This is a genomic window from Amycolatopsis sp. lyj-112 (genome assembly GCF_046549055.1).
Classification (GTDB): Bacteria; Actinomycetota; Actinomycetes; order Mycobacteriales; family Pseudonocardiaceae; genus Amycolatopsis.
In genome coordinates this window covers 80,944-93,608 of record NZ_JAJPWS010000022.1, presented here as the reverse complement: position 1 = coordinate 93,608, position 12,665 = coordinate 80,944, and the positions used below count along the sequence as shown (strand labels likewise).

The 12,665-nt window shown below is 70.1% G+C and carries 9 protein-coding genes; 7 read left to right on the top strand and 2 right to left on the bottom strand.

What is annotated here, in order from left to right; all coding sequences use genetic code 11:
* Nucleotides 1-301: 301 nt before the first annotated feature.
* Nucleotides 302-1,309 (bottom strand): stage II sporulation protein M, encoded by a 1,008-nt coding sequence (locus ACLJRL_RS39355; protein WP_410661497.1) that lies wholly within the window; start codon nucleotides 1,307-1,309, stop codon nucleotides 302-304.
* A 62-nt stretch (nucleotides 1,310-1,371) separates the two neighbouring features.
* On the opposite strand from ACLJRL_RS39355, the gene ACLJRL_RS39350 reads away from it, so the two are divergent.
* The gene (locus tag ACLJRL_RS39350; RefSeq protein WP_410661496.1) at nucleotides 1,372-2,298 is read left to right on the top strand and encodes an RDD family protein; all 927 of its coding nucleotides are present in this window, start codon (nucleotides 1,372-1,374) and stop codon (nucleotides 2,296-2,298) included.
* A gap of 45 nt (nucleotides 2,299-2,343) precedes the next feature.
* Here the strand turns inward: ACLJRL_RS39350 and ACLJRL_RS39345 are convergent, their stop codons facing one another.
* A complete protein-coding gene (locus ACLJRL_RS39345; RefSeq protein ID WP_410661502.1) occupies nucleotides 2,344-3,618 on the bottom strand; it encodes a neutral zinc metallopeptidase in 1,275 nt (424 codons plus the stop codon).
* Nucleotides 3,619-3,867: 249 nt separating this feature from the next.
* Between ACLJRL_RS39345 and ACLJRL_RS39340 the strand changes: the two genes are divergently transcribed.
* The 6 genes from ACLJRL_RS39340 to ACLJRL_RS39315 are packed head-to-tail and all read left to right on the top strand — an operon-like array spanning nucleotide 3,868 to nucleotide 12,361.
* Entirely contained in the window at nucleotides 3,868-5,637 is a 1,770-nt protein-coding gene (locus tag ACLJRL_RS39340; RefSeq protein WP_410661495.1) for a DUF2207 domain-containing protein, read from the top strand.
* Nucleotide 5,638: 1 nt separating this feature from the next.
* Nucleotides 5,639-7,258 (top strand): DUF2207 family protein, encoded by a 1,620-nt coding sequence (locus ACLJRL_RS39335; protein ID WP_410661494.1) that lies wholly within the window; start codon nucleotides 5,639-5,641, stop codon nucleotides 7,256-7,258.
* Nucleotides 7,259-7,279: 21 nt separating this feature from the next.
* Nucleotides 7,280-8,587: a M16 family metallopeptidase gene (locus ACLJRL_RS39330; RefSeq protein WP_410661493.1), complete on the top strand. Its 1,308-nt coding sequence runs from the start codon at nucleotides 7,280-7,282 to the stop codon at nucleotides 8,585-8,587.
* Nucleotides 8,584-9,960, top strand: coding sequence for a M16 family metallopeptidase (locus ACLJRL_RS39325; RefSeq protein WP_410661492.1), 1,377 nt, complete (start codon nucleotides 8,584-8,586; stop codon nucleotides 9,958-9,960). Before ACLJRL_RS39330 ends, ACLJRL_RS39325 begins: the two co-directional genes overlap by 4 nt.
* Nucleotides 9,960-10,973 carry an NAD(+) diphosphatase gene (nudC, locus tag ACLJRL_RS39320; RefSeq protein ID WP_410661491.1) on the top strand — a complete coding sequence of 338 codons (1,014 nt, stop codon included), beginning with the start codon at nucleotides 9,960-9,962 and terminating at the stop codon, nucleotides 10,971-10,973. Before ACLJRL_RS39325 ends, nudC begins: the two co-directional genes overlap by 1 nt.
* Nucleotides 10,974-10,987: 14 nt before the next feature.
* The gene (locus ACLJRL_RS39315; RefSeq protein ID WP_410661490.1) at nucleotides 10,988-12,361 is read left to right on the top strand and encodes a DUF2786 domain-containing protein; all 1,374 of its coding nucleotides are present in this window, start codon (nucleotides 10,988-10,990) and stop codon (nucleotides 12,359-12,361) included.
* Nucleotides 12,362-12,665: the final 304 nt, after the last annotated feature.

The window sequence follows — 12,665 nt, the reverse complement described above, 5'->3', positions numbered from 1 at the left end:
CGACACACTCGCCCGCGACCTCACCCTCGACAGATCAGTACGCTACCAAGGACTGAACAACCAAAACTGTTCACGAAGTCGTGAGACATAACCGTTCACGAAGTCCTGAAACATGACAGGTCGTTCTAACGACCCAAATCACTCACGAGCCAGGAACGGTCCGCTGGCCTCGGTCGTGAGCTGCGGAAGTACGTGAAGGTCGAGTTTCTTCGGCTGAGCCGAGGGAAGGGGGCCTTCACGCGCCGCCAACGGCTGCACCTGAGCAAGCGGTAGCAAAGGTCCCTTGCTCTCTTTTCGCAGGTCAGCCGGCCTCCGGGCGTGAATCGCCCGCATAACGCCAATCGACGTCGCCCACTTCGCCCGCCTTCGCGGCGCGACGCCCGACTACGAACACGTAGAGCAGGAAGGCCACTTCGGCGACTACGCCGATCGTGATCCGTGCCCAGGTCGGCAGCCCTGACGGTGTCACGAAGCCCTCGATCACGCCGGAGATCAGCAGTACGACGGTCAGCCCCAGCGCCATCACCACGACCGACCGGCCCTGCTCGCCGAGCGCCGCCGTCCGGGAACGGCGTCCCGGGTCGACGACCGTCCAGCCGAGCTTCAGGCCCGTCCCGGCCGCGACGAACACCGCGGTCAGCTCCAGCAGGCCGTGCGGCAGGATCAGGCCGAAGAACACGTCGAGCCGTCCGGCCGACGACATCAGCGCCGCGCCGATCGCCAGGTTCAGCGAGTTCGCCCAGAGCGCGTAGATCACCGGCAGCCCGAGCACCACGCCGAGGAACAGGCAGGTCGCGGCCACCCAGGCGTTGTTGGTCCACACCCGCGCGGCGAAGGAGCCCGCCGGGTCGGACGAGTAGTACGTCTCGTACTTGCCGCCCGGCGCGGTCAGCTCCTTGAACTCCTCGGGCGACGCCAGCGACGCGAGCACCTGCGGGTCGCCGGCGATCCAGACCGCCGCGATCGCCATCACCGCGATCGACGCCGCCGCCGAGGCCAGCCACCAGCGCCTGCTCAGATACAGCGCCGCGGGGAACCGCTGGGTGAAGAACAGGCCGACCTCACGCCAGGCGGGGCTGTGCGAGCCGGTGACGGCCGATCGGGCCTTCGCGACCAGGCCGGACAGCTGCGCGACGAGTGTGGGGTCGGGCGCGACCGACCGGATGATCGAAAGGTGCGTCGCGACACGCTGGTACAACGTCACCAGCTCGTCGGCGTCGGGGCCGCTCAGCTTCCCCGAGCGGCCGACGAGGTCGCGCAGCCGGTTCCATTCGGCCTGGTGCGCGGCGACGAACACGTCCACGTCCAACTCGGAGCCCCTCCCGGCGATCGTCCTTGGTCGCCCAGCCTATTCGTCACTACGCTTGCCGGGTGGAACAAGAGTCCGAACTCGTCACCGGCGAGGCCGTCGTCCTGGACGTGCGCGCGGCGAAACTGGCCAGCCGAGGGCTCGCCATGCTGGTCGACGTCGTGCTCCAGCTGATCGTCCTGTTCATCGCCATGATCGTCCTGAGCCAGGTCGCCGCGTTCGGGGACGAGGCGCTGGCGCTGACCCTGTTCCTGGTGACCCTCGTGCTGATCATGGTCGGTTACCCGGTGATCTGCGAGACCCTGAGCCGAGGCCGCACGCTCGGCAAAATGGCGCTGGGCCTGCGGGTGGTCCGCACCGACGGCGGCCCGGTCCGGTTCCGGCACGCGCTGGTCCGCGGGCTCGCCGGATTCTTCGTCGACTTCTGGGCGCTCGGCCTGCTCGGCGCCGTCGCGGTGGTCACGTCACTGCTGTCGCCCAACGGCCGCCGCGTCGGCGACTATCTCGCGGGCACCCTGGTGATCCGCGAACGCGTCCCCGCCGCCCGGACGCCGTACGTCGGGATGCCGCCCCAGCTGGCGTACTGGGCTTCGCAGCTGGACCTGACCCGGCTGCCGAACGACCTCGCGCTGGCCGTCCGCCAGTACCTGGGCCGTACGAGCGAGCTTCGCCCCGAAGCGGCCGAAGCCCTCGGGTACGGGCTCGCGCAGCAGGTCGCGGCGGCGATCGGGGCGCCGGTGCCGCCCGGGGTGCCTTCGTGGGCGTACCTGTCCGCGGTGCTGGCGGAGCGAAGGCAGCGGGACCACGCGAAGCTGCTACCCCCGCAGCCTCAGTACGCCCCGTCCGTCCATCAAGGGCCGCCGACTCAGCACACGCAGCCGATCTCCCAGCCCCAGTACCCGCAGCCGTATTACCCACAGGCGGCCCCGCCCGCGCCGGTCGCTCCGCCGGAGCCGGTGCCCGAGAACCCCTTCGCCCCGCCAGGCTGACGTCACCCACTGCCGCAAGTAGAGGACTAATTTCGGCAGTGGGGGTCAGGACACGTCGGAGGAGTTCGCCGCCCACGTGTTGCACTGCGCCATCCGGTTCTTCTGCGCCCCGTGCTGCCACCACGAGACCGCGTGCGCGTCGGAGCCGTGGTCGCGCGGGCCGCCGTTGTGGTCACCGCGGTCCTGCGATCCCCAGGCGTCGCGGTACATCGACTGGTCGACCGACCCGCCGCGACCCACCGTCGACCCCAGGAACGTCCCGGACAGACACTGCGCCGAAAGTTCGTTGCGCCGCGACATCTCCAGACCCGCGGCGGAGTCGGTACCCGCCTCGTACCGCGCGTCCCAGTACGCCTCCGAGATCCCTGAGAGCGCTTGGATGTGATGCGCGTACTCGTGCGCGAAGACCGCGAGGTAGACGCCGGGCTTGTTGCCGTATTGGTCGACCTGCAGGCCTTCGTAAGGCATGTACAGCGTCTCGTTCTGCGAGCAGTAGAACGCCGCCCAGCCCTTGCTGGCGTCACCGCACGGGCTCGACCAGTTCTTGCCCGACGGGTACTTCACGGTCGGCACCCGGAACGGCAGGTTCGAGTACTTCATGACCTGCTGCCAGACGTTGTCCAGGCAGGGCCGCGCGCTGTCGAAGAACGCCGCCGACGAGTTCGGATTATTGGCCCAGCGCGAAAGATTGCAGGCCTGGTTCGGCAGGCCGACGTCGGAGTTGAGCCACAACGGGTTGTCCGCGAGTTTGTGCTGCGGTTGCGGGCCGGACGGGGCCCGGCTGGTCGAGGCCGAACGGGTCGAGCCGGCCGACGTCTCCCGCGTGGCGCTCGAATCACGCGAAGAGGTGGTCGTGGTCGTCGAGGTCTCGCTGGACGTGGTCGCCGTGTCGTCCGAAGAAGACGTCGTATACGGCGTCGAGTATCCGGCGTCCGCGACCTGACGTGAACCGCTGTTCGCGATGGCGATGACCATGATCAGCCCGCCCATCACGGCCATCACCGCGACGATCGCGACGGCCGCGATCACACCGCCGTTCGACTTCTTCGCGCGATATCCGCCGTACGGGGCGAACGCGGGCTGAGTGAAACGCGGGCCGTAGGGCAACTGCGGCGGTCCGACCGCGCCGGGATGGAACGGCATCGGCGCGCCGATCATCGGGGGCGGAAGCGGTGCGGCACCCGGTGGAGGCAACGGCATCCCGCCGCTCGGCGGCCCCGGCCGGAACGGCGGCGGCATCGGAGTCGGCTGGGAAATCGGGCCCGGCGGCCGACCCGGAACCGGGCCACCACCGGGACCCGGCCGGTTCGGCGGCGGCACCGGTGGCACCGGCGGCCTGCCCTGCGGGCCACCGCGCGGCGGCAGCGGGCGCGCGCCGGGAGGAGGAAGTGGACGGCCACCTTGCGGCGGCCGCGGTGGCGGAGTCGGCCGGCGCCGCGGATCAGGCGGGCCGGGCGGCTGCTGGTTCATCGAGTGGATCCCCCATGCGGTCGGCAACGCCGTTCACCCAGGTAGCGGTTTCGGCGTTTCGGCGGTCAGCATAGATCGGCTGCCCTAGAGTGTGTGGCTGTGTTGACGAAATGGGGGGCGGCGGTCGTGGCCGTCGCGGCGAGCTCGGCATTGCTGGCTCCGCCGACCGGTTCGAACGTTCCGGAAGCGCCCGGAGCGGGCCCTTCGCTGACCAACGCACCGCAGCTGCCGAAGCCGTCACAGCTCGGTGTGCGCGGTGAACTCGGCCTGCTGCAGCCGCCCGCCGGCGCGGCGGCGAACGTCGCGGTGAAGGTGGAACGCGACGGTTCGCTGTCGATCACCGAGAAGGTGACCGTCCCAGGTGGACAGCACCTGGTGCGCCGGATTCCGTTGCGTGTTCCCGCCGGTGACGGGCAGGACCGTGTCTACGGGATCCGTGACGCGGCGGTCGAAGGCGCGGGCAAGGCCGAGCTGACAGGCGAGCAACTGGTCGCCACGTTCGACGGTGGCGAGTCCACTCTCAAGTACAAAGTGGACGGATCGGTCGCCGATATCAATGGCGGGCAGCAGGTGCGCTGGCAGGTCGCGAGCGGATGGGACGGCGAACTGTCCCGGGTCTCCGCTTCGTTCAGCTCGCCGACGCGGGAAATGCCCACAGTGGACTGTTTCGCCGGGCCGATCGGGTCGGACAGGCAGTGTTCGCTTTCCGAGACCGACCACAGCGGCGTCGTCCGGATCGAACAGGACAAGCTCCCGGCGGGCGAACGGGTCGATCTCGCCGTCCAGCTCCCGGCGGGCACCGTGCCCGCGAACGCGCGCTTCGAGCAGATCGCTTCGGTCGGCGGCGCGTTCGCCCTCACCACGCTGACCGGTCTCGGATTCGGTGCGCTGGCCCTGATCCTGATCCTCGGCGCGCTCGCGATCTGGTTGCTGCGCAGGCGTGACAAGGGTGCGCTGACCGCGGGCGCCGGCCCGGTCGACGTCCTCATGCGTGACGGCGATCGCGTTTCCTTCGCCTCGCCGGACGGCGTCCTGCCCGGCCAGGTCGGCACGGTCGTCGACGAGACCGTCGACGTCGTGGACGTCAGCGGCACGGTCGTCGACCTCGCGGTCCGCAACTACCTTTGGATCGCCGAGGTTCGCGGCGCCGGCACCGTCGACTGGCAGATCGCCCGCCGCAACGCGCCGGACGGGCACCTGGCCGCGTTCGAGCGCGAGATCTACGGCGCGATCCTCCCTGAGGGCACCGATTCCGTGCTGCTCTCGGAACTTCGCGGCCGTGGCACGGTCGATCTCCGCGTCGCCGGTGAGGCGATGTACGACGACGTCGTGCGCCGGGGCTGGTTCTCGCGCCGTCCGGACAAGGGCAGGAGCAAGCTCACCTGGGCGGGTCTCGGCCTGGTCGCGCTCGGCCTGGTGGGCACCGTGGTGCTCACCTTCACCGCCGGCCACGCGTTGCTGGGTATCGCGGTCGCGCTCGCCGGGGCCACCGCGCTGCTGGGCGCGTCGTGGGTGCCGCCGCGGAATTCGCGCGGCAGGCGCCTGGTCGGCCAGGTGCGCGGGCTGCTCGACTACCTGCACACGGTCAAGGCCACCGACATTCCCTTGGCGGACCGGGAAATGGTGTTCTCCCGATCGTTGCCTTACGCGATCGTGCTGGGCGACACCGAGCACTGGCTCAGGACCTTCGAGGGGCTCGACCCCTCGGCGGACGGTTCGGCCGGGCTGTACTGGTTCGGCGGGCTCGAAGGCGACCGGGATCTCCGCCGGTTCGCCGCGCGCCTGCCGTCTTTCCTGTCCGCTTTGGACGGTCTGCTCGCCGAATCCGGGCACCTGCGCTCGATCCGCCCCGAGCCGGTTCCCGTCTGACGTGAAGGGCGTACTGGCGGCGCTGCTCCTGCTGCTACTCGCCGCACCACCGGCGGGAGCGCAGGAGCAGCCGCCGCTGCCCGCGTTGCCCGACAGCGCGGAGATCTCGCTGAAGGTGGAACGCGACGGCGCCCTGTCGGTCGTCGAGGCGGTGTCCGTGCCGAGCGAGGCGACGATGACCCGCCGCATCCCGCTGCGGACGGCCGCGCCGCGAGACCGCGACCGGATCATCGGTATCCGCGACGTCGTCATCGAAGGCGCGGGCAACTCCGAGCTCACCGACGACGAATTCATCATCCGGCTCAAGGGTGGCACGTCGGTCGTTCGGTACACAGTGGACGGTGCGGTCGCCGAAGCCGACGGCCTGCTGCGGGTCGGCTGGCAGCTCGCGGGCGGCTGGGACACCCGGCTCGAACTCGTGCGGGCGAGCTTCGCCGCGCCGGTGATCCCGAACGCCGTCACCTGCTACGCCGGCCCCGAAGGCACCGAAACGCATTGCGGCACCGCGCAGATCGCCCATTCCGGCCTGACCCGGTTCAGCCAGCAGAACCTTCCCGCGGACCAGCGCATGGAGATCTCGGTCGAGCTGCCCGGCGGCACCGTCCCGGCGAACGCGCGGCGGGAGCCGTCGAAGACCTTCGCGGGCGCCTTCGTGCTCACCGCGCCGGTCGGCTGGGCCTGGGGCGGCTTCGCGCTCGCGGTGATCTTGGGCGCCGTGGCACTGGCCTTGCTGCGACGACGGGACAAGCACCCGGGCGGCGCACTCCCGGTCCGGCTGCTCACCGGGAAGGACGACAAGGCCGCGTTGGCGTCACCCGACGGCGTGCTGCCGGGACAGGTCGGCACCGTCCTTTCGGGTCGTGCCGACGCCGTCGACCTGGCGGCGACGGTCGTCGATCTGGCGGTCCGGAACTACCTGTGGGTGAGCGAAGAACCCGGCGAGCTGATCGCTTGGCGGCTCGTCCGCCGCAATCCGCCGGACGAGCAGCTCACCGCCTTCGAGCGCGCGGTGTTCGACGCCCTGCTGCCGGACGAGCGGGAGTCGGTGCTCCTGTCGGAGATCCAGGCGGCGCAGGTCGGGATCGAGGCGGTGCGCGGTGTGCTGTACGACGGCGTCGTCGAACGCCGCTGGTACTCGCGTCGGCCTGACCAGCAGGTCGGCAGGCTCGCCCGCGTCGGCCTGCGCGTCTGCTTCTACGGCCTCTTCCTCACCGTGCTGCTGGCCCTGACCGTCGGCTTCGCGCAGCTCGGCCTGATCGTCATCGCCGCGGGCGCGGTGCTCGCCGTCGCGGCACGCGGCCTTCCGGCGCGCACCGGTACCGGCGTCGGACTGCACCGGCGGCTGCTCGGCGTCCGCGACGCGCTGCTGGAGACCAAGGCGACGGCCGTCCCGAAGCTCGAACGCGAGGTGCTCCTTTCGCGGGCCCTGCCCTACGCGCTCGCTCTGGGCGAACAAGAACACTGGACCGGCACCTTCGCCGCGTTGAAGGGCCCGCCCAAGATCTACTGGTACGGCGTCGAATCCGCGCGAGAAGCGGATATCGCGCGCGTGAGCGAGTTCACGGCCGCGCTCGTGGGAACCTTCGCCGCGACCCGACAGGGTCGTCGCCTGAAGGCCTGACTAGCCCGTAGGGTGGTGCACATGGCCGATCCCGAGCTTGTCCGATTCACCCTCGACAACGGTCTGCGCGTGGTGCTCGCGCCCGACGCGACCGCTCCGGTGGTGGGTGTCAGCGTCCACTACGACGTGGGCTTCCGTTCCGAGCCCGAAGGGCGCACCGGTTTCGCGCACCTCTTCGAGCATTTGATGTTCCAGGGGAGCGAGAGTCTGGAGAAGCTCGCACACTTCCGGCACGTCCAATCGAGTGGTGGCAGCTTCAACGGCTCCACCCATCCGGACTACACGGACTACTTCGAGGTACTCCCCGCGGCGGCACTCGAGCGAGCCCTGTTCCTCGAAGCGGACAGGATGCGGGCGCCGAAGCTGACGCAGGAGAACCTCGCCAACCAGATCGACGTGGTCAAGGAGGAGATCCGCCTCAACGTGCTGAACCGGCCGTACGGCGGGTTCCCGTGGATCCTGCTCCCGCCGGTGCTGTACTCCACGTTCCCCAACGCGCACAACGGTTACGGCGGTTTCGAGGACCTCGAACAGGCCACCCTGGACGACTGCGCGGCCTTCTTCGACACCTACTACTCGCCCGCGAACGCGGTGCTGACCGTCGCCGGTGACTTCACCGAGGCCGAAGCCCGCGAACTGATCGAGAAGCACTTCGGCGACGTCCCGTACCGGCCCGCGCCCGAGCGTCCCTCGTTCGCCGAGCCCGCCCCCGAGGGCGAGCTGCGCGGCGAGGAGGTCGACCCGCACGCCCCGCTGCCCGCGGTCGGCGTCGGCTACCGCATGCCGGACCCGATCAACGACCTCGACGGCTACCTGGCGAACCTCGTGCTCGCCGGCGTGCTGACCGACGGCGACGGCTCCCGGCTGCAGCAGCGCCTGGTGCACCGCGAGCCGCTGGTCGTCGACATCGGCGCCGGCGCCGGGCTGTTCGGCCCGTTCGAGGCGCGCGACCCGGACACGTTCACCATCACCGCGATTCACCCGCCGGACGTGAGCACCGAACAGGTCCTCGCCGCGCTGGACGACGAACTGGAGAAGCTGGCGGCCACGCCGCCGGAGGACCAGGAACTCAAGAAGGTCACCGCGCGCTGGGCCGCGAGCCTGCACTCCGAGCACGACAAGCTGGTTTCGCGCACGCTCGCCCTCGGCTCGTTCGAGCTGCTGTACGGCGACGCGTCGCTGGTGTACCGGCTGGCCGAGAAGATGTCGGCGGTCACCGGGGAAGCCGTCTCGGCGGCGGCGAAGGCGCTGCGCCCGGATTCGCGCGCGGTCCTCGTCATCCGCCCCGGCGGCAGTGTCGAATCCGAGCAGGAAGGTACCGAGCAGTGAGCGCACCGCACCGCACCGCCGAGGAGATCGGCCGCACGGCCACCGGGCCGCGTCCGGTCCCGCCGCTGGGGAAGCAGCGCGCCGCCGCCGAACTGTCCCATGTGGACACCACGCTGACCAACGGGCTGCGGGTGCTCGCCGTCCAGAAGGCCACCGTGCCGCTGGTCGAGCTGCGGGTGTGGATCCCGTTCGCCGGCGAGGACGCCCTGCACCCGGCCACCGCCGAGGTGCTGGCCGAGACGCTGCTCACCGGCACGGCCCGCCGTGACCGCATCGAGATCGACGCCGACCTCGCGCTGATCGGCGGTGACCTGTCCGCCGGTGTCGATCCGGAACGGCTGATCGTCATGGGTACCGCGCTGGCCGAGGGCCTGCCGACGATGCTCGACGTCCTCGCCGACGCGCTCACCGGCGCGACCTACGCCGACGCCGAGGTCGAGCGGGAACGCGAGCGGCTGATCGAGCGGATCGCCGTCTCGCGCACCCAGCCGCGGACGATCGCCCGTGAGGCGCTGCAGAAGCACCGCTACGGCGACCACCCGGTAACGCGCGAGGTCCCGAAGGCCGAGGACGTGGCCGTCGTGACGCCGGAGCAGGTGCGTGCCCTGCACCAGGCTTCGGTGCTGCCGCGCGGTTCCGTGCTGGTGATCGTCGGCGACATCGACCCGGACACCGTCATCGGCGACCTGGAGAAGGCACTCGGCGGCTGGGCATCGGAGCGGTCCGCCGTCCGCCTGCCCGAACTGCCCGAGCTCACCGGCGGCGACGTCCTGCTGGTGCCGCGCACCGGTGCGGTGCAGTCGCAGATCCGGCTGTCCGCGCAGGCCGTTTCCCGCACGGACCCGCAGTACGCCGCGCTGCAGCTGGCGAACCTCGCGTACGGCGGGTACTTCTCCTCACGGCTGGTCGAGAACATCCGTGAGGACAAGGGTTACACCTACAGCGCGCACTCCGGGTTCGAGTTCACCGACGGCGCCGCCGTGGTGAACGTCGACGCGGACACCGCGACCGACGCGACCGCCGCCGCGCTCCTGGAGACGCGGTACGAACTGGCCCGGCTCGGCCTCGTGCCGCCGACGGCCGAAGAGGTCGAGTCGGTGCGGCAGTACGCGATCGGTTCGCTCGTGACGGCGGCGTCGTCGCAGGCCGGGCTGGCCGCCCAGCTGACCGCGCTCGCCGCGACCGGGCTCGGGGCCGAATGGCTCGCCGAGCACCCGGCGCGGCTCGCCGCGGTCACCGTCGAGGACGTGGCCGCCGCCGCGCTGAAGTTCTTCGCGCCGCAGCGGTTCACCGGGGTCGTCATCGGTGACGCCGACGTCCTCGCGCCGAAGCTGCGGGCACTGGGCGACGTGACCGTCGGGGAGCCCGCCTGATGGATCAGCCGTTCGGGTTGGGGGCGCTCCCGACGCTTTCGCGCTCCACGGCGGACCGTCAGGAATCCTTGCGCACCAACCCGGACAGGCTGGTCTCCCGCTGGCCCGACGCCCGTGTCGTGCTACTCGACGAGCACGCGCGGACCCCTGTGGTGGAGGGTTCGGGCACGCTGGCGACCCGCAAGACGCAGGACTTCGGCACCGAGCCGCCCGCCGACGCGGTATTCCTGGGGGAGTGGCAGGGCACCGACTTCTGGTCGCTGCCCGGCCGCCCCGCCGGGGAGACCGAGACCGTCGAGATGGCGGGCAGCTGGGGCGTCGTCGAAGAGGTCCCGCGCCATGAAGGCGAGATCTGGGTCGATCTGCGCGGCTACGGCGACCTGCTCGACGACACGTCGGCGGGCCTGTTCACCACCGCGCAGGCGCTGCGGAACTGGCGGCGCCAGGCGAAGTTCTGCGCGCGCTGCGGTAGCCCGACCGAGCTGACGCAGCTCGGCTGGGCGAGCAGGTGCACCGGCTGCGGCCGTGAGGAGTATCCGCGCACCGACCCGGCGGTGATCTGTCTCGTGCACGACGACGCCGGTGCCGACGGTGAGCACGTCCTGCTGGCCCGCCAGCCGATCTGGCCGCCGGACCGGTACTCGATCCTCGCCGGTTTCGTCGAGGCGGGCGAGTCGCTGGAAGGCTGTGTCGAGCGGGAGATCCGCGAAGAGGTCGGCGTCGACGTGCGCGACGTGCGCTACCTCGGCAGCCAGCCGTGGCCGTTCCCGCGGTCGATCATGCTCGGCTTCACCGCGCGCGCCGACATCGACGCTCCGCTGGTGCCCGCGGAGGGTGAGATCGAAGAGGCCTTCTGGGTCTCGCGCGACGAGGTGCGGGCCGCGTTCGCGAACAGCCAGCTGCGGAACGTGGGCGCCGTGCCGACCCCGATCGCCGGGGGTACCCGGCGGCTGGTGTTGCCGGGGAACTCGTCCATCGCCCGCGTGATGCTGGCGGCCTGGGCCGGGGTCTGAGTAAAGGAGTTTCCGTGGGCAAGAACAACCGCCAGAAGCGTGCGGCGAAGAAACGCACTCGGGCTGCGCGCGGTCCCACGGCGCCCCGGTATGACGTCGGCTCCGACGAGTTCACCGTGCCGCCGTCGGCCCCGCCGCTGGTCACCGCGGGTATGGTGGCGGAGGGGTTGACGCAGGCCGCGTACCACGGGCAGGTCTCCCACCACGACCACGGTCCTGACTGCGCCGCCGCTCACTTCACGGAGCGAACGGTGGCAGATCTCGCCGGAGCCGAGCCGGTGGCCGGGCCGCGGACGGTGGCCATCGGTGCCGGGATAGCCGTGGCAGACTTGCTGAGTAACGCGTGGAAGCAGGGTTGGACGCCCGCTGACGCCTGGGAGCACACGCGCAGGGAAGCAAGCGCGCCAGTAGTCGCCCTGCTGGTGGATTGCCTTGCCGAAGACATGGCGAAATACGCTCCGTCCACGGTGGATGAACGGTGGTCCGGACAGGTTCGTGGGCTGGCCGGCGAGGTCTGGTGGGAACGCGATCAGCCGCATCTGGGGCAGTGGGCCGAACGGGCCGGTGTGGATCTCGCCCCAGCGCTGCGGACCGTGATCGAGCTGCTCGGTGTGCTGCTGAAGTTGCCAGTATTGCCACAGATTCTGCCGCCGCCGGGTTCGGCCTCGGCGCGGGCGTCCGCCTCGGCGCAGGGGGTCGACCACAAGGTGCTCGCCAAGGTTCGAGGCCTGCTGGCCAAGGCGGAATCCACGGAATACCCCGAAGAAGCCGAGGCCTTCTCGGCCAAGGCACAGGAGCTGATGAACCGGTACGCGCTCGAGCGCGCGTTGCTCGACGCGGACGAGCATCGGAAGCAGACCGCGGGCGCGAGCAGGTTGTGGCTCGACGCGCCGTATCTCGAGGCCAAATCACATCTGGTCAATGTGATCGCCAAGGCGAATCGGTGCAGGGCGGTGTTCTACACCCACCTGGGATTCGTCGGGCTGATCGGCGAGGCGATGGACCTGGAGATCACTGAGCTGCTGGCCACGTCCTTGCTGGTTCAGGCCACTCGCGCGATGGTGGCCGAGGGCAAGCAGATCAGTCGTAGCGGCAGGTCGAGTACCCGTTCGTTCCGGCAGTCCTTCCTGGTCGCCTATGCCGTTCGGATCGGGGAGCGGCTCACCGAGGCAGTCACCCGCACGCATGATCCCGTCGAAGACAAACGGTTGTTGCCGGTGCTGGCGGCGCGATCGCGGGCGGTCGACGAGAAGTTCGAAGAGCTCTTTAGTGACAGCCACCTTTCTCACCGTTCTCAATCGGTCACCAACGGGGCCGGCTGGGAAGCGGGCCGGGCGGCCGCGGACCGCGCGGACATCGACATCGAACGCCAAGCCGTCGATTCCTGATGGACTGACGGACATCCGGCTCGGTGTCCTGTCTTCGTTAGTTGGCGGCTGAAGTTCGTCGTCGGTCGTGAGTGGGGAGGGTTCGGGCTACTGAGCGTCCTTTATGGACAGGTCGCACGTTGCGGAAGCCGGTCGCAGTCAAGCCGCAGAGCGCTCTGAGACTTACGACGCCAATTGACGACTCAGGACACTGGGCAGTGAGGATGGGACAGTTGGCGTGGAATGGGGAGAGGTTCGCCCTCGGCGTGCCAGTGCAATCCTTGGTCAGGTGCTTGCGCACGACGTTTGTCAAAGCCGCCCTGGC

What these genes read in the sequence shown, in the direction of transcription:
- ACLJRL_RS39330 (WP_410661493.1), top strand. Translation starts at nt 7,280, where the DNA reads ATGGCCGATCCCGAGCTTGTCCGATTCACCCTCGACAACGGTCTGCGC.
- nudC (WP_410661491.1), top strand. Translation starts at nt 9,960, where the DNA reads ATGGATCAGCCGTTCGGGTTGGGGGCGCTCCCGACGCTTTCGCGCTCC.